Below are 21,178 nucleotides of genomic sequence, written 5' to 3'. Positions count from 1 at the left end.
ATTAGTGTCGTTTGTTTAATGTCATTGATGACTTTAATCGTGAAGGGCTGACTATTGACGCTGATCTATCACTGCCTGCTGAACGTGTGATCCGCTCGTTAAATCAAATTATAGAGTGGCGCGGTAAACCAAAAGCCATCAAATGTGATAATGGCCCAGAATATATTAGAAAGCAATTAGCGCAATGGGCGTTGAATAATGATATCGAATTACGGTTTATTCAACCCGGTAACCCGCAGCAAAATGCCTATATAGAGCGCTTTAATCGAACGGTTCGTTACGACTGGTTAAGTCATTATATTTAGAGTGATATTAGTGAGTTACAACACAGGGCAACTGATTCGTTTTGGGCTTATAATAATGAACGCCCTAATATGGGGTCAGGTGGTATAACACCAATACAAAAGCTGAAAAAGTTAAACAACGGAAATTCTACGGCTAGCCTCCATCAAAATGAGGGGTTACCGAGTATTGGTGGCTAAAAAAGTCTATATAAAATTTATATAACTTATTGGTAATATAGAATATAAACCTTGATTTTTGATACTGCGGACAACTGGAAGTCGAATGACTCTAATAATTACAAATATAGAGAAGAAAGAAGACGAAATTGAGCTTCTTGGTAATACTATTAAATGGAAAAACCACAAGGAATTACTACTCCAGTTAGTTAAAATTTGTGATGAGTGCCTGTTGGTTTCTCCATTTCTAGCCAAGGACTTTAATAAACTATTAGATGGCATATCACTTAAAGGGAAATCAATTGAGCTGATTTCTACCTGCGCACCAAGAGGGGATGATCAGTTCTCGAAGCCTTTTTCGTTAAGAGACTTTGGAAACTTAGTGAAATCTCAAACTGGAGATTGGCCTGTTATCGGCTTAGATCAAAAGCTTCACTCTAAAGTTTATATTTTTCGCAACAGCGGTACTCCATTTGCTGGTATTGTCACTTCAGCAAATTTTACGGAAAGTGGGTTGGCTTTAAACAATGAGACTGGGGTTCTTATTCAGGAAGAAAAGGCACTTATGGAATTCGAAGAATCTAGTCGAGGAGAGCTGGACTATGTAAATTTAGCTGATTGGCAACTTGATAAATTATGCCAAAATGCTGAAATATCGAGTAGTATAACTCCACCATCAGGAAATCGAGAAATAGGACTATCTGAGTTACTTAACAACTATGCAACTCCTAGTGCTGGCAATAGAACCACTAAACTTCGACCAGAAGCAAATTACTTTATCAAAGTGTCCGGTGTTAGAGATCGTCCTATTTTACCTGAACAAAGAATCGTCATTGATAAGTCGCAAAGCAGATTAACCTTTGCAAAAGAACCCAAAGGATTAAAGCTTGGAGATTGCCTGTTAGAAGTCGCTGTAGGCGGTGCATGTTTTTTAAGTTATTACGCATGCGCTAGTGCAATTTGGGAATTCACAGCCGAAGAGCAGAATATAAATAAGGATTATCAAAGATGGCCTTATTATGTATTCGCTAACAATCTCTCATTAAATTATGGAACTGCATGGTTTGAAAGCCCCATTTATTATGATCAATTAGTAGCTGATTTTAAAACAGAACATCCAAATATTGGCGTAACGAAAGCCGGAAAAGATCATTTTAAAGGGGCAATTCAAATGGGGCATTCATACATCAGAATCACCAAAGAGTTTGGTGATTATGTGAAGTCAAAAATTGATAACTACGGGCAATAACAAGCAGGTTGGCCCCTAGATACTCTTAAACTAAAGGAAGTATTAAAACTAAAATGATAAGAAAGGAGCACCTAGCAGATTTAGAGCCTAGCCATGTAGCAGTGATTATTGGCGAAAATGGTTCTGGCAAGAGTACGTTGTTAAGCCAATTGTCGAGGAAATACCTCGAACAAGGGCGTAAAGTCATAGCAATTGCCAATTCTATTCACGATAAGTTCAATAGCCGAAGTCGTAACTTTAGCTTACTGGCGTATCGAAGTGGAAGAAAGATATCGCAGCGTACTATTAAAAAAGCATTATTAAACTTAGGCAATGAAGACTTAGTTAAAACCAATAGAATTGGGCAAATACTTGAATATGTAGGTTACCAAAATGAGATTGGATTCAAGGTTAATTTCTTAAGAGTAGTAAAGCAGTATGAAATTGAAGAGGTTGAATTTTTACCTCCTAATGAGTTGCAGGATATTGTAACTTTAATCAATAAGCTTTATGAAAATTCTAGTAACGAAATTCACTGGATTCGATTAGATGAATTTCGCTACGACAAGATGAATAGCTCTACAATAACAAGGCTTTTGAAGCATGAAAAACTGCTTAAAAAGCTTAATTTTATCTCCACAGTCGAGGTTTTCTTAAGAAAAAATTGGGAGCCAATCAACCTATCAGAAGCAAGCTCTGGTGAGTTGTCATTCATCACTTCATTGGTATTTATTTCAACAATGATAAGTGAAGACTCGGTAATCTTGATTGATGAACCAGAGAATAGTCTGCACCCTAGGTGGCAAAGAGAGTATATAGCAAAGCTAATGGATATATTCTATCTCCATCAACCGACAGTTGTTTGCGCAACTCATTCTCCAATTGTGGTTTCAGGTGCTGAAGTAAGTGAAGAAAGTCTTTCCATCTTCAAATCGCAAAACAATCAATTGGAAAAGTTGCCTCAAAATTCGAATAACCTTGAACAATTACTTTGGGAAATGTTTGGCATTGCTACTCCAGAAAATAGATACCTTTCAAATCTAATCACTAATACTCTTAATGAGCTAGCGGAAAACCAAATTGATTTGGCACAAGCGCAAAGGTTGTTCAAACTGCTAGAGAATGAAGTTTATGATCCAAAACAAAAAGATGTGTTGGCTTCTGTCAGAAAACTTGCTGATAAAATAGAGCAAAGGAAGGTTTAGTATGCGACCTTATGTATTAACTATAGATGATCACCAAAGCATCATAACCGCAATTCAGGAAGGTGGTAATATTTGGTCTTCAGGTCACTTAAATGAATTTAAGAGGAACCTAAAAGACTTTTACAGGAATGAACAAAAGCAGCAGTGCTGCTATTGTAAGAGAGTCACCGTTGGTGAGTTTAGGATGGTTTTAGATATCGAACATATACTCCCAAAAGGAACCCCTGCTTATAGAAGATATATGTTCGAGCCAAAAAATCTTAGCATTGCTTGTAAAAGATGTAATATGGAAATAAAAAAACAAGATACTTCTTTTATCAGTAATACCGCAAATTTTGCTCCTGACTTTTCTGACTCAAATAACTACCTTTTCATCCACCCTCATACTGATAATTATTGGGATCATATCCATTATTCTATGGTAGTTGAAAATGACTATATGTTAATTCAATATACTGTGGAGAGTCCCAATGGTAAGGGGCAATACACTTATGATTACTTTAAACTTAATGATCTAGAAGTTGACGCAATTAACAATGCACAGGGTATCGAAAGCCAGCCTATATCTGAAGAGATAGATGAAGACATAGCATTGGAAATTCAACAGTCTTTAATGGCTCTCTAACAAGCTTATAGCCTTATACAGAGAGTTGTTATAAGTTTCTTAGTTTGTTAAACGCTTCTCGTTGCTTAATGGTGTTGTATAGAAGCGTTGTTCAATACTGTGGACTTCCCATATGAGACTATTCCTTTTAAAAAGATAATGTATTTTTTAATACAAATAAACTGTTTTAATATTTCACAACATAAGCATTCAACGATACTAATATTGGCTTGTTAGTCGGAGCTATTTCCCATCATTTCAATAATTTCTTCTACTAATACGTCTGTTTCTCGTTAGTTTTCTAAATCTATTAAGGCTTATCTTTTGACCAGACGATGTCTAAATTAGTTTTGTCACGCGCTAACTTTCTAGTTCTGAATTATCATGCCCTTTGATGTCTAATATTGAGAGTAATATTTTTATTATTAGAATAATAATTAATTGCTTAGCTTCTTGAAGGTAAAAAATATATAGATTAGTAATAATTAATGTACCAATATCAGAAAATATTCATTAAATGAAACTAGCATCACAACCCAGATTGAAAAATCAAGTCTCGATTTGAGTATCACTGACTATCACTTTTTATCATAAAACTATCAGTTTTTCTTTTTTCATAATTTCATATGATTTAGACAGACAACCAATGAGGAGAAAATAATGTCTAATCAAAATAGTAATCACAAAGCGAATCAAGCAAATAATAATAAAGGCACTTCAGGAAACAACCCTGCTAATGCTAAAGTACATGGTAATAGAGGTAAGCAGATGAACCCAAACCAGAAAAAATAGCTAAGAATGAGGAAGCAGGTGATTATTCATCTGCTTCATTTTAAGGATAATTATGGAAGCAACAACAAGCTCAAAAAAGAATAAGAGAAAGTTCAAACAAACCAAGCAGCTAATAAGACTGGCACTAAATGATGGTTGGACTCAAAATGAAATTAAAGATGCCTGTAGGGTTCAACAATCAATTGTTAGTGGATGGAATAGTGGCTCTAAACAAGGCACTGAACAGCAACTAAAACCCTTACTTGAAATTTATGGTCATAAATTAAGAAGAAACTCTTTTCGTGTTTATTGGAATATCGTTTCTGAGACAAATTCAAAAAATTTCTATAAAGTTGAAGGAAAGGTGATATTAAGCCAAGCATTTTTTGATGCTAGACGAGTTAAGTCTCAGTTACTAAAAAAGATTCCTCAGCTTAAGATTGTTATCCATCATCAGGGTAACAACAAGTTCAGAGTTGTGTATCAAAGTCGCCTAATGTTTCAAAATACAAATGCCGAATTAGAATCAACAGTTGAAGACGCTATTTGGGGGTCGGTTGTTTCTGAGCAATTTAGCCTATCAGAGCTGCTAGCTGCTATTGATACATTTTCAGAAACTACTCTAGCTAAGTACCCTAGCGATGCGAATACATTGCCATTTATAGTAAGACAAGCTTTGCTAAATCATGGGTTTGGTATTGACGGAGTTGTTGAATATCCTGCTATTTGGTAAATTAGTGAGACCCCCATAGGAAACTGGCACCTTAACGCCAAAATATGTGGATAAACCACATCAGTTTGAAGCACCTGTATTGGTAAGCCCTGTGACTAGCCAGTTTGCTACCGCAGCGCTATTCAAACATTTTTAGGAGCGCATTGTTATTGCTTTCATTAAGCTAGGTCAAAGGTATTGCTGATTAGCCGAAACATACCATGTGATTACGGGATAGGGTGGGGAGGAAAGCCAGCCGTCACTTTTGTGGCCGCTGGCTTTTCGATATTCTAATATTGAAAGTTACTCATTCTTACGTCAGCGATTAGCGTTGTTAACTTGTTTCTTGCTTGCAGAAGCTAAAGTCTCACCTTCTCTTACGGGCAAACTTTATTGTCATTTTTTCTGTTACGGGCAAACTTTATTGTCGCTGCACATAAGTATTTCAGCGTATTGTGATAGGCGAGATAAAAATATTACACTCTTAATTAAAGGTAACTTTGAAGAGTGTGATATCAGTGCGTATATTTTTGCTGTTAAGTATTGCCGCTACCAGTTTTAATGCATTAGCATCTGAAAACTACAGCGATCATGAAGTGTTTTGCTTGCAACAGCCCCAAACACACTGCTTAACTTATATTGAAACGCGCCTTAATAAAGCCCAAGGTAACCCTCCACAGTGGTTTAAACTAAAAACCTACCAATTTGATTACTACTACGACTACCAACAGTTCGAAAACTTACTTAACGCTATTACTCCGTTTTTAGAGCAAGATAAGCTGCCCGATGTATTTAAGCTACAAATGTATTTTTATTACGCTAAAGCACTTAATTATATTGGCAAAAAAGCAGAGGCTAAAGCGTATGCCGCAAAAGCGTTTACCCAGTTAGACGGTATTTATAATGCGTTTGGCGATCCGCTAAGGTTGGTGGAGTTGGCTAACTTGCACTATGTATTTGGGAGTAAAAAAGCCGCCATGCGTTTGCTAATAGATGCCGAGCAGCGCTTTGCAAAAAACAATGATCCTATTTTTCATTTAGAGCTGCATATTAACAAAGCGCATATTTACTTAAATTGGCAGCAATACAAGCAAGCTATACGTAGTAATTTAATGGCCTACAACGCCATAAAAAGCACAAATCATGTCGCTAAAATAGTGCTTGCGAGTGGTAATTTGGCTTACAGTTATCATCAAAATAAAAATTATAAAGAGGCTATTAGCTATTATAAAAAAGCGTTTGATTACACAGAACAACAAAGTATTTACCACGCTATTTATAGCTTGCGCTTAGCGCAGGTATATTTACAAATAGGTAAAAAAGCACAAGCGAAAGAATGGCTTAGTAAAATTGATAGAAACGCCACTATGTTTGGTAAAGGGCATGCTGCATTGTATAGCAAGCTGCAACAAGCCCTTATTAAAAATTAGCTTACAACAGCTGCTTTATAAGGGGCGTTCACGCCGGCATATTGTGGGCCAAATATGCTTAAACCTTTAGGGCCTGTAAACTCCTTTGGCGCTGGTAAAATTACAACGGCTACATGCATGCCTACCTCGTAATTAGGATTAGTAATGGGTGTGCCTGTTTGGCTGTTAATACAGCATATTAAATCAGGAATAGTTACGTGCACTTCCTCATTTAAAAACGCGGCCATATTTTCGTTTTTAACCGTTATTTTGTAGTTGTTATTTACAAATTCGCCTAACCCTTTAAGTGTTACCTCACCTAGGGTAAATCCCTCTACGGTGTTGAATTCAAATGCGCTTACCTCGCCTTCAAAGGCAACAAAACCACCACCATGCTGTGCGATTACTTGCTCGGTATTAGCGTGCTGTTCGTTGGCTTTTCGCATTGCTTTACCGAGTTTGAGTGCTTTACTAATAGTGCCGTGAATGACTGCATCCTTCATTTGCTCAATTGGTAAAATATGGTCAATAGCAGCTATGTCGTTACGGCTAATTTTAGCCAGCGCTCGCACGACGGTTTCGGCGCGTAAGTCATCCATTACATTTTCGCAAATAAAGCACTCACCAAATTCATTCGCGGTAATAATGGGCGCTGCGGGTAAGTTATTTAAATAATAGGTTGAATGGGTGATCTCCGGTACTGCGCGCCCCGCGGGGTCGGCATCAATAATATAGCCGTCAAACATTGCTGCTAAGTAAAACGATACTGCGGTATTAGAGCCGCCAAGCTCACAACAAATAGTGCCATAAATAGCATCATTACCTGTGTACTGTAGTGCGCGCTCATAAGCGGACAAAATAGCATGTTTATTGGTACGGGGCAGGTTTGCATAAGCGCGCTCTTCTTGTTCACTTAAAGGTGATATTGCCCCTAAAATATAAGGTGTACATACCAGCTCCCCTGGCGGTACTTCATCAGCACTAATTAGCTTAAAGGTTTTACCCTGTGCGAGTGCTTCATCAATATAGGCAATGCCTTCACTTAACTCACCGCCGCCGCCAGTGCCTAAAATGGCGCAGCCATATAAAATATCAATAAGTTGTTCACGATTAAGAATTTGCATGTGTGTATCGCTATTAGTTAACTAAAAAAAACAGCAGGCGCTCAAAGGCATACCTGCTCTATAAGGTGAAATACATTAAAAGTCGTAGCTTAGCTCTATGCCGTAACTGCGTGGCTTATTAGGTTGGCGGGCAAGCTCGGTTACACCATCGCCAAATAAGAAAATATCTTCAATGGCGCGCTCATCCGTTAAGTTGTCTACGTAAACTTGAACGCTCCATTGGTTTGACTTAAGTCCTACACCTGCATTTAGATAGGTATAACGCGACGACTCAACATCAGGAATATCAATATTGAATGTTTTAGGGCCTTCAATTAATAGCTCAGCACGCGAGAACAGAGACCACTCTGCGTTTAGTACTAGGTTATGATTTGCCGACAGTCCGTAGTTATATTCAGGCACCCAAAATTGTGGCCTGCCAGAAAGCTCAGGACGTATTGCAAAGCGTTTAATTTCTGAATCGATAATGCCAGCGCTAAAATTAATACTTAGATTGCTGGTGGCAGCGTATGCAGCTTCAAGTTCTAAGCCTTTGGTTTGCACTTCATCAATAGAGAGATTTTCTAGGGTGAAGGTATCTACATTAAATTGGGTAAATTGCGCATCATCTTGCTCAATAATAAACGCGCCACCATTAAGGGTAACTTTGTTATTAAACAAAGCGGTTTTAAAGCCTATTTCGTAACTGTCAGAAATTTCTTTATCGAAGGTGCGGCTAATACCGTCGGCCGGCTCGTTAAAGCCCCCACTTCTGAAGCCACGGGAGTAGCCGGTGTAAAGCAGTAGGTCGTCATTCATCTGGTACGCCAAGGTAACTTTAGGTTGTAATTGGCTAAACGATTTTTTAGCGTAAGTGGCGTCTTTATTAGTTGGGTCGAACGACTCGCGGGTGTCGTGATCGTAGCGCATTGCACCGGTGAGCTCTAACTGCTCGTCTATATCGTAGTTAAATTGCCCAGCAAGCGCCCATGCATCGCTGCTGTTGTTATCGATAATTGAAAGGTAGGGCTCGTCGCTGGCAAAATCTGCACGCGTTAAAATTTCGGCATCGGTAAAATCATCATAAAATGATACCGCAGTATCGCGGTCGCGCTGTTGATAAAACGCCGACACTGACCATCTAAATGCCTGATCCGTCTGGGATATAAATCGTGATTCTACCGTTAACGATTCAATATCGTATAACCCTTCAGTACCAAACGGGGCTCTAAAAAAGCCATCTTCGTCAATAAAAGTGGCATCGGCAGAGTAGTCGCCATCGTAAAAGTGCTCGTTTTCTGAATTGCTATACGCGGTTACAAACTCAAACTTACCTAAATCATAATATTGGGTAAGCTTAGCACTTAGCTCATACACATCACGCTCATCTTGGTTAATAATATTTTGTGAGGTATTAATTGAAAAGTCTTCAATGGTGTCATCGCTCACCCCTTGGTAGTAAGCAAACCCAGCTTCGCTTGAGGTGTATTTGCCTTTTAGATTTATTGAGGTGTCTTCGCTTAGCTCAAACTCTAACTGAGAAAAAACCGATTGCTCTTTTAACGGGTCGGCGTAATCGCCTGTATAGGTATTTTTAATTAGCCCATCGGTATCTTTAATGTAACCACCGGCTCTAAAGTAAGCGGTGTTTTCATCATTAAGCGAGCCCGATACAACCGCATTCAAATTATAGGTGTTGCCATTACCTATTGAGCCTTTAATTTTACCTTCAAAGTCTTCAATGGGTTTTTTCGTTGTCACAATAACCGCACCACCAATGGCGCCTCGGCCATACAGTGCGCCTTGAGCACCACGCATAACTTCAATACGCTCAATATCAACTAGGTCTTGGTTTATAAACTCTAAATCGGGGGCGGTAACACCATCAACTACAAACGCTAATGGTGGATCGCCAACCTGTGGTGTAATTAAGCCACGAATAGTAATACGGGCTAGGCCGGGTCTAAAATTATCGAGCTGCGATAAGTTGGGCGTTAAATTAGCAACATCACGAAAGTTAGTAATACGTGATTTTTCGATTGTCTCGGCGCTAAATGCGGTAACAGAGTCGGGCACATTTTGTATCGACTCAACACGCCCGCGCGATATTACCGAAATTTTTTCTATGGTGTCAGTTACTGTTTGTTGTTGTTCTTGCGCATGCACATAGTTTATGCACGACAGAGTAACTGCCGATGCTAATAGTGTTTTACGAAAGCGTATTTTGTTGTATCTGCTCATGTTCTATGTCCTAATGTGACTATCATGGTGATGTTACTTAGTGATAAACATTGTCGCTTTTTCAGACAAAATAATATTTTGTAAAGCCTTAATACAGCACACACAAATTGCTGAAAATAACGCTTAAGCGCGTAATTTTATGTATTTGTTGACCTTAAATTTACAAAATTAATTATTATTAAATGTGAAACCGGTTATGAAAAAAACGATAAAAATAGACAGGTACAATCAAAAAATACTGGCAATTTTGCACCTTACTGCAGACCTAACAAATGTCGAATTAGCTGAGCAAGTTAACTTATCGCCCAGTGCGTGTTTTCAGCGAGTAAAAGCGCTAAAAGAGGCGGGATACTTTAGAACCTTTCATGCGGATATTAATTTAGAGCAAATTTGTGAGCATGTATTTGCCTACATGGAATTTACGCTAGAGGATAACAGCCTAGCAGCACGGCGTAAGTTTTTAGCTGACATACACAACATTCCCGAAATAATGGATTGCATGCAGCTAAGTGGTGATATTGATTATATTTCTTTTTGTTGCTTTGCCGATATTCAAGCACTTAATGCAATGTGCGACAGGCTAACCGGCAGTTCACAATATGCAATTAAAAAGCTGACTACACGCATAGTGCTTGAGCGCGCTAAGTTCTTTTTAGGCTACCCGCTGGAAAAACTTAAATGGCGAGACGAAATGAAAGTAGACGATGAAGAGTAGCCCCCTAATTTAGATTAATAAAAAGGCGCTTTATGCGCCTTTTTATTGTTTAAAGTTATTGCTGAATAACCGGTTTGGGCGCGATGGCTTTTGCAAACAGGGTATAAATAACGGCCGTTAATAAAATGGCGTCAATCACGGTAATACCACTCATTGATACGTTAAATAAAGCGCCATTACACACCGCATATGCCGCGCCTGCAAACCATGCGCTAAACGCGGGAAGTGAAAAGTTAGCGTTATTTGCCAAAGCAGCTGCGCTATAAGCTTGGGGTTTAATAAACAGTGCATCAACAATAATTACGCCCGCTACCGGTATAAAAATATCAGACAAAAACGCTAAAAAGCTTATAAACATATCTAAAATATTAATAAAAGCAGCGCCAATTCCCACCAAACCTAATAACACAATAACCCACTTTTTATGCCAATGCGGGAAGGTAGCCTCCACGCTAAGTGCGGTACTGTACAGGTTTAACGAATTTAAAATCCAGCTGCCTGCTATCACAATAAAAAAAGCTGAAAACCCTAAATTAAGCGCAAGCATTAAGCTTAATATTTCAGTTTCTTGCATGGCAGCTGCGGCAAATACAGCCACAAAAATAACCAAAAGCTCAATAACCATATACGCAATAAACGAGGTGTACACGCCGCCACGTTTTTGCTTAGAAAAACGGGTTATATCGGGCAATATTATTGCGCCAATAATAACGCCGCCAACAATGGCAGCTACACCATCTTCAAGAGAAAGCGTTGCTGATTTTTCTAAATTAATAAAATCAACCAGTGGCATACTATCGAGTGCGCCAAATAGCATCATGGCGGTGACTGCAGCCAAAATAGGGATCATGATAGAGGCCAGTACGTTAATCGCTTTAAACCCATACAATGTGGTTATGAGCATGGCGCAACCTGCGACTATATCGATCGGCCATTCGGGCACAATAATATTAAACTCAGCGCTAAGTAAGCGCACCACCGCATTAGAAAACAAATCAATATTTACGCCAAACCAGCCAATTAATGATAAAGCAAAGGCAATATTGACGATGCCCGCGCCAGCATTTCCAAACGCTATTTTTACCAATAGATAAGAGCTTAAGCGGCTTTTCACACCTATGGTGCCCATGGCGCCGCCAATAATGGTTAAAATAAGTGAGCCAATAACTAATGCCCAAAGCGTGTTGCTCACACTTGAGCTTTGATGTATTTCCAGGCCGGTGATAAAGGTGGGTAGCGAAAAGCTGAGCATTGCGGCTATGGCTGCAATACGTGGCCAAGCAACAAGTTCGCTGGTATTAATACTGTGAGGGTCGTTCCCGTTTGGCATTGCCTGTTTCTCTTTTTATTATCTTTTATATTACTATACGCCGCTGGCGTGCAAAATTTTTTACTATTAGGTGTTTATTCAAAATATGAGGTTTTAAAAGCAGGGCATGTACAAAATTATATTTTGTGGTGATTATTATGTATTTGAAAAGCGCTACAAACTAGGCAAAAAAAACCGCCAACATGGCGGTTAAAAGGTCTACACAACAAAATATAACTACTTTTTCATTATTTTAATAACGCCAACACATCAAAGCAGGCACCCATAGTATGGTAATCAGTTTTACCAATAGGGCTTTTTTCGGTATCTATTTTTTTGTTATCTACGCTTAAAATTCTAAACCACGCACCATATTGATGATCAACCAAGTGCTGCCATGAATACTGCCAAATTTTGTCATACCATTGCTGGTATTTTTCATCACCTGTGGTTTCATAAAGGTAGGCTGCACAACACAGTGTTTCGGCTTGTACCCAAAAGTACTTGTCGTCATCGCATATGCTTTTATCTGGCGCAAACCCATAACAAATACCGCCGTGTTGTTTATCCCACGCAACATCTATTGACTCATCAAATAAAGCTTTGGCGCGTTCTACAAGCCAGGTTTGTGGCTTATGCTTATTTAAAAACATTAATAGTTTTGACCACTCAGTTTGGTGACCTGGTTGAAAACCCCACGGGCGAAATAAATTTTTAGGGTCGTTTTTGTTGTACTCTAAATCAACCTGCCAATTTATATCGTAGTGCTCCCAAATAAGCCCGCCCATTAAGTTAGCCTGACGGTTAACCATGTTGTCGGCAAGTGTGAGCGCACGATTTAAAAATAGCTCATCTTGAGTGGCTTCATAAGCGGCAATAAGTGCTTCGCAGGTATGCATGTTGGCATTTTGGCCGCGATATGCATCGCACTGAGTAAAGTCACTGTTGTGCTGATCTTTATATAAACCGGCTGTTGCATCCCAAAAATGTGTTTCCATTGTTTGAAATGTATCGTTTAGGTATTCGCGCGCCTGCGTAACACCTACGCGGTACGCCCAGCTGTAGGCTAAAATCACGAACGCAAAGCCATAACAGTGGTTGGTATCATCAAGTACAGTGGCGTTACCTTGATCAACACTCAATAGCCAATTGTAGCCGCCTGTTTGCTCAACAAAGTGGTGCTTACGAATAAACTCAATACCCGATTTAACACGGTTTAGGTACTTTTCGTCATTAAAGGTTTGGTACGCACGTGCATAGTTAAATACAAAGCGGGTAGAGCTTACTAAGTGGCGGGTTTGCTTATCAAACACCTCACCATTATCCGAAAAGTTTTGGTAAAAACCGCCGTGCTCATCGTCAATGTTTGGCTCATAAAACGCCAGTGTATCGGCAATATGTTGTGTTAAAAATTCGCGGCTTTTAAAGTTATCAGGTGTGTGGCTCATAGTGCGCTCCTAAAATCGTTAAGCGATTTTTCGTTAGGTAAGGAGGTAAACGCTCCTTTATAAGATGCGGCATGGGCACCACATAACGAAGCAAATTCAAAAATAGTTGTGAGTGTTTCGGGGTTATTGCAAAGCTTACTAAAAGAGCTAGGTGTCAGGTTTTGTAAGCCTAGTTGATACAGTAACCCACCTACAAATGCATCACCTGCGGCGGTGGCATCAACCATAGTTACTTTTTGTGGGATAAGCGTTTGCTTGGTATTTTTGGTATACCAGTGCATTGGGTTGCCTGCATCGGTAACCACAAATAACTCACAGCCATTATTAAGCGTGTGAGCAATAAATTCTTCACCCGTTTGCTCAGCGGCTAAATACTCAAGTTCTTCTTTTGAGGCCTTAATAATAGAGCAGTGTTTTAGTAAGGGTAAAATATGCTCACGTGGATTGGCATTACTTGGCCATAAGTTGAGGCGTAAGTTAATGTCAAAACTGACAATTGAGTTATTTTGCTTGGCAAATTCAACCCCATACGCGGTGGTTTTACGTATGCGCTCGTCGGTTAAGGTGTTTGAGCAAATATGGAATATGTCACATTGCTCAAACCATTCACTGCTAAAGTCATCATTACTAAAGTGTAAGTCGGCGGTGTTATCGCGGTAAAACTCAAACGTGCGGTCGCCGTCGCTATCAAGTGATACAAACGCAAGGGCGGTTTTGGCTTGGCTTGTAAAGCGCATAAAGTCGGTTTTTACACCTTGCTCTTTTAGGGCGTTGTGTAGAAAACTGCCAAAACTGTCGGTGCTTAGCATGCCGGAAAAGTAGGCGTTACCACCTAGCTTTGCAATGGCTACGCTTACGTTTGCAGGTGCGCCACCTGCAAACTTAGTAAATGCTTCGTGCTCGCTATTGTTTTGACTTAATTTATCTGAGAGTAAATCAACGAGTACTTCACCAAAACATATTGTGTGTTTCATGATGCTGCCTTAGGTTATCAATCAAGTAGCCAATGCAGTGCAATTGCTGCTGTCCATGAGAAATCTTTACCACCACAGCCAGCGCCTGTTTCTGGGTTAAAATATTCGTAGTAACCCGACTTAAGCACTAAGTCGCGGGTGTCATCCTGAATTTTTTCAGCTGTTGTTACAAACCCTGCTTCTTTAAGGCCGGTGGCTATCATCCAGTTAATGTGTAACCAAATAGGGCCGCGCCAGTAACGTTGTGGCTCGTATTTATCTTCTTTAGGGTGGGTAGATGCCACACTAAATTTGCTCGACTCGATAAAATCTTCTGTTGCGGTTTTAATAATGTGAGTTTGCTCGTCAGATGTTAAACCAGCATAAACGGTTAGTAATGCCGCTGACGTTTTAACTTTAGCGAGACTGTTGGTTAACACGTTTTTACAGTAAAAATATTCGCTTTGCTCACACCATAACGTGTTAACTGCTGTTTGAGTTAGTTCTAGACGCTGTGCTAAATAATCGGTACGTGCATCGTTTAAATCAAGCTGTTCACCCATTTTGAGTAAATCTTTTGTCGCACGGTGCAAAATAGCAATAATACCTAGGTCGTTCATTTTGTACGGACAGGTTTCGTAAATTACTTTGCTATCAAAATTGTTACGTTTAAAAAAATCTACTAGGTATAAGAAACGGTCGTACTCGCTTTTATGCGGGCGCTGCGACGAATCGACATGGCTGGTGTCGCGGCGGGTATACTCCCAATCAACACCAGGTACAGCTTCAAGCGCATCATCCCAAGATGGGCTGTTATCCATACCCGATTCCCAAGGATGGTAAGTGACCACTAAGCCTGTGTTTTCAGGATCGCGGTCGTTGTACCACCATAAATGGTAATCAACAACCTTTGAAAATAACGCCTTAACTTTTTGCTCTGCAAGGGTTTTATCTTGTGCACTGGCAAGCATTTCTTTCATTACTGTGGCCACAACGGGTGGCTGCGAAATAGACGTACTTTTAATTTTTTTATCTGAGCCCCACACATCTGGACCAGGGAAATAGGTAGTTGAATCTTTATGAAATAAGATATGCGGCACCATGCCATCATCCCACTGGCCTGAAAATAACACATCAATTTCTTGCCACGCACGGCGCTCGTCAGACTTCATCCAACCTAGTGCTGTTATTGCTGAATCCCAGTTCCATTGAAACGGGTAAAGGCCATGCGTTGGTACTGTATAGCCACCTAAATCGTTTGCTATTAGTGTTTTAGTAGCAAGGTCTGTAAGCGATGCCGCTGTGGCTGCATCAAGTTTACCGTTGATCGTAGTAGTCATATTGGGTGCTCTTTGTGTGTTATTTTCGATTTGAATAATGTTAAAGCACTCATTGTGGGTTGTAAATGTTTTTTTTCTGTGCTTAAATCCTGTTCGAAGTAACAAAAAACTAACATGTATACTTGATTATTTCGCACTTACTTAGCCACACTCTAAGTAATTACACACAGACAACTAGCACAATTGGAGAATACCCGTGAATAAAACTACGATCGCCTCTATTGTATCTTTATGCCTCACACAAGGCGCGTTTGCCGCAGAAGAGTCTGCGCCAAATACAGCAAAAAAAGCCAACAACGTTGAGCGTATTATCGTCTCTGGTACCAGTAAAGGACGTGTAATTTCAGATACTCCACAATCTGTAACCTCTATTAGCGAAGATGAATTAATAAAGCTTTCCTCAAGCAGCCAAGCAGATGTACTACGTTATATCCCAGGTATTAAAGTAGAAGGGGGCGGTGGTGAGGTTGCAACAAACCTACAAGTAAGAGGCTTACCTTCATCGGGTCAGTTTCAGTTTACGCCACTGTCGTACGACGGTTCACCTAGTTTGAGTGTTTTTGGCTTAAACTCGTCGGCTTTTGATGTTTACTACCGAAACGACTTAGGTATTGAGCGCGTAGAGTTTGTGCGTGGTGGTGTATCTAACTTATTTGGCCAAGGTTCTGTAGCGGGTATTATTAACTACATTTCTAAAACAGGCAGTGATGATCCGCAAAGTACCGTGCAAATGGAGCTATCTGATCAAGGGCGTACTCGTTTAGACTTTGCTACAAGCGGACCGCTTAACGAAGAGGGCCTTTACTATGCGCTGTCGGGGTTTTACCGTTACGACGAGGGCCCGTTAGATACAGGGCTTGAGACTAAAGGTACTCAGCTTCGCGGTAATATTCGTAAAGAATTTGATGACGGCTCTGGCTCATTTACGGTTTATGGCCAATACATTGACGATCAAGCGCAGTTTTACCTGCCTATTCCGCTTGATGGCGACAGCCGCGAGCGTTTAATTGGTAACGATGGCAGCGAGGTGGAGTCATTACAAACTGCTAATGTGTCTAACCTTACTTATGACACTGCTAATGGTCGTTATGAATCGCCAATCAGTGATGGTGTGGTAACTAAAGGTGGCTCAATCTCGGTCGTGTTTGAAAAAGAGCTCGCTAACGATTTTGCTATTAACATGCGCAGCAAATACGCAAAGTATCAGCACGAATTTAACCTTTTTTTAGATGGCGACGGTATTTTTAATGTTCCTGAGAGCCAAGAAGACTTTTTAGCTAACCGAGGTTTAGGCGATGTAAGCGATGCAGCGTTTACTTACACCGCATCTGGGCAGGCACTGGCAAGTGACGACTTGCTATTTGCTAACCGTATTTTAGACCGCGATCGTCCAGCAGAAGATTTTTCTGCCGAATTTAATGTTATTAAAAGTATGTTTGTTGGCGATTTTAGCCATGATATTACGTTAGGTTCGTTTTTCTCACACAGTGAAGCCGATGACGATAACATTATTACGACCTACTTGGGGGAATTTAACAATAACCCAGAACTGGTTGATTTAACGTACACCAATGCTGAGGGTGATGTTGTTCAGTACACACAAAATGGTATAAGTGGTCCAGGTATTTCTTACACTAACCAAACAATTAGCGCTACCCGTCGTGCGCTTTATATTGCGGACCAAATGGAAAGCGATGACTGGATTATCGATTTTGGTGTACGATATGAAGAAATTGACGGCAAAATTAGCCGTGAAGGCAGCCAAGTTGTACAAATATCTGATGATCCATCACTTGCGCCTAATTTACAGGTAAACACCATAGGCAGTGGTGTGATGACCTACGGTGAAGTAGATACCTCTGAATTTGCCGTATCGGGTGCGGCGTTATACCGCTTGACCGATAACTTAAACGTATACGCGAATGCATCTCGCGGGTTTTTCTTCCCAGAAATTAGAGGGATTCAGTTTAACGATTTAGGTGAGCCTGCCAGCTACGAAGCCGAAATTGTTGAACAAGGCGAACTGGGTATTAAGTTTTTTGATAACGACTTTAGCGGGAGCATCGCGTTATTTAGAACCGACTTAAAAGACAGACGCAGCGTAGACTTTGTAAACGATGGTAACGGGGGCGTATTAGAGCTGCCAGTTATGCAATCGACCAAAGCAATGGGCGTGGAGCTTACCGGTCGTTACGATATTACCGATGAGTGGGCGGTTGATGCCAACATGACTTACACCGACCACGAATTTACTGAGTTTGACTCAGACCCTTCTATTATTGGTAACGAGTTACGTCGTAAACCAAAAATATTATTTAACTCATCCATTAGTTACACCGCAGACAACTGGGATGCTGCTTTGTATCATAACTTTACCGGTAAAAACTATGCTAACGATGCAAACTCGGTAGAGCTTGATTCATTTCATTTATTTAGATTTGATGCAGGTTATAACTGGCAAATTGCACCAGAGCAAACAGTACGCCTAAGCGTAGGGATATTTAATTTGTTTGACTCTGATGGTGTAACCGAAGGCTCGCCGCGTTTAGGCAACAGCCAAACGTCAGACAATCCTTACTTTGTAGGTCGCCCAATTCTCCCACGACGCGTTACATTTAGAGTCAAATACGACTTTTAAATAAATGCTTTACGCCTATTAACCTGTTATGGGGTTAATAGGCTTTTTGCGTTGTGATGCATTTTTCAGCTAAGTTAGCGATAGGTTTGTTTTTAGGGACTGTTTTAGAAGTAAGCATATAGCTGTTTAGTTTTTTATTTTTGAGAAGGCGCTGTGTTTTCTTCATGTGAATACGCGAAATAATTATGAATATATTAGATTTTTCAATAGTTGCTCTTTATCTCGGTGCCTTATTGGTAATGGGGTTTATGCTACGCGAACAAACCAATAAAAGTGATTACTTTTTAGGAGGTAAAAGCTTAGGGTGGAAACCTTTAGCTTTGTCGGTAATGGCCACACAGCTTTCGGCTATTAGCTTTATTTCGGCTCCTGCATTTGTTGGTTTGCGTGAAGGCGGTGGTATGCAATGGCTCTCGTATGAGTTAGGTGTGCCGCTGGCGATGATTTTAATTTTAGCGACTATTTTACCTAAGCTTTATAAAAGCGGCATTGTCAGTATTTATGATTACTTAGAAATGCGCTTTGGTCGTTCTACCCGTGTGTTTATTAGTGTGGTTTTTCAGTTTAGCCGTGCATTTGCCACCGGTATTATGATTTATGCGGTATCGCTTATTCTTCAAGGCACCATGGGCATAGAAGCATGGCAAGCCATTGTGCTTACCGGCGTGATCACGGTGTTATATTCACTGCAAGGCGGCATGAAAGCGGTGGTATATGGTGATGCAATTCAAATGATCATCATTGTATTGGGTACCATTGCCTGTATTGGCTTCGGACTTTATCACTTAGGTGGGGTTGATACCTTTATTGCTAATGTGGATTCGAGTCGATTAGAAGCCATAAAATTTGATTCGTTTGGTTTTAGTGGTGATGGTTTTGGTTTTTTACCTATGATTTTTGGTGGTGTGGTGCTTTACGCCTCCTACTATGGGTGTGACCAAACACAAGCGCAACGTGCACTTAGTGCGAAAGATCCTAAAAACTTACGCTACATGATTTTAGCCAACGGCGTAGTACGGTTTCCTATTACTATTTTATATTGTGTGTCGGGTTTAATTGTAGGCACACTGGCTATGAGCAACCCTGAATTTTTAGCAAAAATTCCAGCCGATAACCCAGATTGGATGATGCCAATCTTTATTTTAGATTACTTACCACATGGCCTAATTGGTTTATTAGTAGTGGCTATTTTATCGGCGGCTATGTCATCACTTAGCTCTGCTATTAACTCGCTTTCGGCGGTCAGTATTGAAGATTACAGCCGTATTTCAAATAAAGAGCTAGACCAACCAACCTATTTAAAACTAGCTAAATACTTAGGACTTATTTGGGGAGCAATTACGTTAATTTTATCGCTTTATGCCGGTGATATAGCGCCTACTATTATTGAAGCCATTAACAAAGTAGGCTCATTATTTTATGGCCCAATACTGGCGGTATTTTTAATTGCCGTAGTTAGTAAGCGCAGTGCTGCGCTGCATGCAAATATAGGCCTAATTAGTGGTGTGTTAATTAACTTGTTGGTGTCGGTATTTGCGCCAGACATATTTTGGTTTTGGTGGAACTTTATTGGTTTTGTAAGCACTGCAATTATTATTTATATAACCAGCCGCGTTATTCCTCGTGAAGTAAACGAGGTTGCTAAAGCGCAAAACGCTGAGACAACCTCAAACTCAATTTTAACCGGTAAAGATATCGTTATGCTGCTTAGCATGTTTGTTGTGATGGTATTAATTTGCCTTGCTATTCCATCAATTTTTTCGTGAGCGTTTACCCATGGATTCTAAAAAGTCATTTTTAATCGATTTATTTACCACGGCGGTAAATGCCTGTAAACCCAGTGCGTGTATGGGCAAGTACTTGGAAAATATAGATGCCAGTAATGGTTTATGTGTGGTAGGTGCTGGTAAGGCCGCCGCAGAAATGGCCGCAGAGGTTAACCGTTTTTATGGGGATAAATGCTTTGGTGCGGTAGTGACGCGTTATGGCTACGAAAGTGCCGGCGATACTGGGCGCATAAAAGTACTGAGCGCTAATCACCCAACGCCAGATGATAACAGCTTAGCAGCAGGTAAAGAGTTATTGGCGCTTGTAAAAAATAACCCGGCCGATATTCCTATTTTGTTTATTATATCAGGTGGTGGCTCGTCGCTTATGTGCTTACCGGTAGATGATGTTCCATTTGCGCAAAAGCAGGCACTTAATCAGTTTTTACTTAAAAGTGGTGCAAGTGTTGATGAAATTAATGTTGTGCGCAAACAACTCTCGCTTGTTAAAGGCGGTAAGTTAGCGCAAGCGGCTAAATCGGATTATGTCACGCTGATTATTTCTGATGTAGTGGGCGATAAGCCAAGCGATATTGCCTCAGGCCCCACTATTAGCGATGGCAGCACTAAAGCTGATGCACTGGCTATTTTACAAAAGTACAATTGGCCAGTCATAAGCGAGATTGAAGCTTATTTACTAAAGCCTGAGCAAGCGGGTGCAGCCGATACAGTGGGAGAGCACTTTATTGTAGCTAATGCGCAGCACGCCATTGATAGCGCAATAAATGTAGCACAGCATAATGGCTGGGATACGCAAGTACTTGGATACGATATTCAAGGTGAGGCAAAAGAGGTTGCCCGCGCACATGCTAAAATTGCTCTTGAGCAAAAAGTACAAGGCAAGCGGGTTATGTTGTTCTCAGGTGGCGAGCTTACAGTAACTGTTGCCGATGTATACGGTGATGGCGGCCCTAATCAAGAGTATTTAATGGCACTGGCTGAAGCACTAAACGGCGAAGCGGGTATTTACGCAATAGCGTGTGATACTGACGGAGTTGATGGCAGTAAAGATGTTGCTGGCGCGTATATAGATAGCAGTACGATTGCTCGCGCACAAGCCGCTGGTGAGAACTTACAAGCGCAGTTACAAGGTCATAATAGTCATCAGTTTTTTAAAGCTATAGATGATTTAATTATTACTGGGCCCACGAACACAAATGTGAATGATTTTAGAGTGATAGTGGTTGAGTAGGCGCTGCGCCGTACTTGTTCTTT

The 21,178-nt window shown here is 40.3% G+C and carries 16 protein-coding genes and 1 pseudogene; 11 read left to right on the top strand and 6 right to left on the bottom strand.

Going from position 1 to position 21,178, the window contains the following annotated elements; all coding sequences use genetic code 11:
• Window positions 1–8: 8 nt before the first annotated feature.
• The 7 genes and pseudogenes from AN391_RS04295 to AN391_RS04265 form a co-directional block, all read left to right on the top strand.
• Window positions 9–410: pseudogene (locus AN391_RS04295) on the top strand (integrase core domain-containing protein); the annotation flags it as partial.
• A 157-nt stretch (window positions 411–567) separates the two neighbouring features.
• Window positions 568–1,710 (top strand): phospholipase D family protein, encoded by a 1,143-nt coding sequence (locus tag AN391_RS04290; RefSeq protein WP_055014253.1) that lies wholly within the window; start codon window positions 568–570, stop codon window positions 1,708–1,710.
• Between the two features lie 53 nt (window positions 1,711–1,763).
• Window positions 1,764–2,894 carry an AAA family ATPase gene (locus tag AN391_RS04285; protein WP_055014252.1) on the top strand — a complete coding sequence of 377 codons (1,131 nt, stop codon included), beginning with the start codon at window positions 1,764–1,766 and terminating at the stop codon, window positions 2,892–2,894.
• A 1-nt stretch (window position 2,895) separates the two neighbouring features.
• Entirely contained in the window at window positions 2,896–3,519 is a 624-nt protein-coding gene (locus tag AN391_RS04280; RefSeq protein ID WP_055014251.1) for an HNH endonuclease, read from the top strand.
• Between the two features lie 639 nt (window positions 3,520–4,158).
• Window positions 4,159–4,290: a hypothetical protein gene (locus AN391_RS20870; RefSeq protein ID WP_055014250.1), complete on the top strand. Its 132-nt coding sequence runs from the start codon at window positions 4,159–4,161 to the stop codon at window positions 4,288–4,290.
• Between the two features lie 52 nt (window positions 4,291–4,342).
• Complete coding sequence (locus tag AN391_RS04270) at window positions 4,343–5,002, top strand: hypothetical protein (RefSeq protein WP_055014249.1); 660 nt, start codon at window positions 4,343–4,345, stop codon at window positions 5,000–5,002.
• Window positions 5,003–5,499: 497 nt separating this feature from the next.
• Window positions 5,500–6,411: a M48 family metallopeptidase gene (locus tag AN391_RS04265; RefSeq protein WP_235576186.1), complete on the top strand. Its 912-nt coding sequence runs from the start codon at window positions 5,500–5,502 to the stop codon at window positions 6,409–6,411.
• Here AN391_RS04265 and AN391_RS04260 read toward each other — a convergent pair.
• Both AN391_RS04260 and AN391_RS04255 read right to left on the bottom strand, forming a co-directional pair.
• Window positions 6,408–7,514, bottom strand: coding sequence for a DUF917 domain-containing protein (locus AN391_RS04260; protein ID WP_055014247.1), 1,107 nt, complete (start codon window positions 7,512–7,514; stop codon window positions 6,408–6,410). The genes AN391_RS04265 and AN391_RS04260 overlap by 4 nt on opposite strands.
• 75 nt (window positions 7,515–7,589) lie before the next feature.
• Window positions 7,590–9,734, bottom strand: coding sequence for a TonB-dependent receptor (locus tag AN391_RS04255; protein ID WP_055014246.1), 2,145 nt, complete (start codon window positions 9,732–9,734; stop codon window positions 7,590–7,592).
• A gap of 196 nt (window positions 9,735–9,930) precedes the next feature.
• On the opposite strand from AN391_RS04255, the gene AN391_RS04250 reads away from it, so the two are divergent.
• Window positions 9,931–10,449, top strand: a complete 519-nt coding sequence (locus AN391_RS04250) for an Lrp/AsnC family transcriptional regulator (protein WP_055014245.1) — start codon at window positions 9,931–9,933, stop codon at window positions 10,447–10,449.
• Window positions 10,450–10,504: 55 nt separating this feature from the next.
• Here the strand turns inward: AN391_RS04250 and AN391_RS04245 are convergent, their stop codons facing one another.
• The 4 genes from AN391_RS04245 to AN391_RS04230 form a co-directional block, all read right to left on the bottom strand.
• Window positions 10,505–11,779 carry a cytosine permease gene (locus AN391_RS04245; protein WP_055014244.1) on the bottom strand — a complete coding sequence of 425 codons (1,275 nt, stop codon included), beginning with the start codon at window positions 11,777–11,779 and terminating at the stop codon, window positions 10,505–10,507.
• 227 nt (window positions 11,780–12,006) lie between these two features.
• The gene (locus AN391_RS04240; RefSeq protein ID WP_055014243.1) at window positions 12,007–13,206 is read right to left on the bottom strand and encodes an AGE family epimerase/isomerase; all 1,200 of its coding nucleotides are present in this window, start codon (window positions 13,204–13,206) and stop codon (window positions 12,007–12,009) included.
• The gene (locus tag AN391_RS04235) at window positions 13,203–14,180 is read right to left on the bottom strand and encodes a carbohydrate kinase (RefSeq protein WP_055014242.1); all 978 of its coding nucleotides are present in this window, start codon (window positions 14,178–14,180) and stop codon (window positions 13,203–13,205) included. Before AN391_RS04235 ends, AN391_RS04240 begins: the two co-directional genes overlap by 4 nt.
• Before the next feature lie 17 nt (window positions 14,181–14,197).
• On the bottom strand, window positions 14,198–15,499 hold the full coding sequence (locus AN391_RS04230) for an MGH1-like glycoside hydrolase domain-containing protein (RefSeq protein WP_055014241.1): 1,302 nt from the start codon (window positions 15,497–15,499) through the stop codon (window positions 14,198–14,200).
• A gap of 196 nt (window positions 15,500–15,695) precedes the next feature.
• Between AN391_RS04230 and AN391_RS04225 the strand changes: the two genes are divergently transcribed.
• The 3 genes from AN391_RS04225 (at window position 15,696) to AN391_RS04215 (ending at window position 21,155) form a co-directional block, all read left to right on the top strand.
• On the top strand, window positions 15,696–18,137 hold the full coding sequence (locus AN391_RS04225; RefSeq protein WP_055014240.1) for a TonB-dependent siderophore receptor: 2,442 nt from the start codon (window positions 15,696–15,698) through the stop codon (window positions 18,135–18,137).
• A gap of 185 nt (window positions 18,138–18,322) precedes the next feature.
• Window positions 18,323–19,903 carry a sodium:solute symporter gene (locus AN391_RS04220; RefSeq protein ID WP_055014239.1) on the top strand — a complete coding sequence of 527 codons (1,581 nt, stop codon included), beginning with the start codon at window positions 18,323–18,325 and terminating at the stop codon, window positions 19,901–19,903.
• A gap of 10 nt (window positions 19,904–19,913) precedes the next feature.
• Window positions 19,914–21,155, top strand: coding sequence for a glycerate kinase (locus AN391_RS04215; protein ID WP_055014238.1), 1,242 nt, complete (start codon window positions 19,914–19,916; stop codon window positions 21,153–21,155).
• Window positions 21,156–21,178 lie beyond the last annotated feature (23 nt).

It is taken from the genome of Pseudoalteromonas sp. P1-13-1a, from assembly GCF_001401875.1.
Lineage (GTDB): Bacteria > Pseudomonadota > Gammaproteobacteria > Enterobacterales > Alteromonadaceae > Pseudoalteromonas.
The sequence above is the reverse complement of the archived record's forward strand: the minus strand, read 5'-3'. Positions and strand labels throughout refer to the sequence as shown.

Bases quoted from the DNA above. Each gene is read 5' to 3' on its own strand.
- AN391_RS04290 (WP_055014253.1), top strand. From the start codon at position 568: ATGACTCTAATAATTACAAATATAGAGAAGAAAGAAGACGAAATTGAG.
- AN391_RS04285 (WP_055014252.1), top strand. From the start codon at position 1,764: ATGATAAGAAAGGAGCACCTAGCAGATTTAGAGCCTAGCCATGTAGCA.
- AN391_RS04280 (WP_055014251.1), top strand. From the start codon at position 2,896: ATGCGACCTTATGTATTAACTATAGATGATCACCAAAGCATCATAACC.
- AN391_RS20870 (WP_055014250.1), top strand. From the start codon at position 4,159: ATGTCTAATCAAAATAGTAATCACAAAGCGAATCAAGCAAATAATAAT.
- AN391_RS04270 (WP_055014249.1), top strand. From the start codon at position 4,343: ATGGAAGCAACAACAAGCTCAAAAAAGAATAAGAGAAAGTTCAAACAA.
- AN391_RS04260 (WP_055014247.1), bottom strand. From the start codon at position 7,514: ATGCAAATTCTTAATCGTGAACAACTTATTGATATTTTATATGGCTGC.
- AN391_RS04255 (WP_055014246.1), bottom strand. From the start codon at position 9,734: ATGAGCAGATACAACAAAATACGCTTTCGTAAAACACTATTAGCATCG.
- AN391_RS04250 (WP_055014245.1), top strand. From the start codon at position 9,931: ATGAAAAAAACGATAAAAATAGACAGGTACAATCAAAAAATACTGGCA.
- AN391_RS04245 (WP_055014244.1), bottom strand. From the start codon at position 11,779: ATGCCAAACGGGAACGACCCTCACAGTATTAATACCAGCGAACTTGTT.
- AN391_RS04240 (WP_055014243.1), bottom strand. From the start codon at position 13,206: ATGAGCCACACACCTGATAACTTTAAAAGCCGCGAATTTTTAACACAA.
- AN391_RS04235 (WP_055014242.1), bottom strand. From the start codon at position 14,180: ATGAAACACACAATATGTTTTGGTGAAGTACTCGTTGATTTACTCTCA.
- AN391_RS04230 (WP_055014241.1), bottom strand. From the start codon at position 15,499: ATGACTACTACGATCAACGGTAAACTTGATGCAGCCACAGCGGCATCG.
- AN391_RS04220 (WP_055014239.1), top strand. From the start codon at position 18,323: ATGAATATATTAGATTTTTCAATAGTTGCTCTTTATCTCGGTGCCTTA.
- AN391_RS04215 (WP_055014238.1), top strand. From the start codon at position 19,914: ATGGATTCTAAAAAGTCATTTTTAATCGATTTATTTACCACGGCGGTA.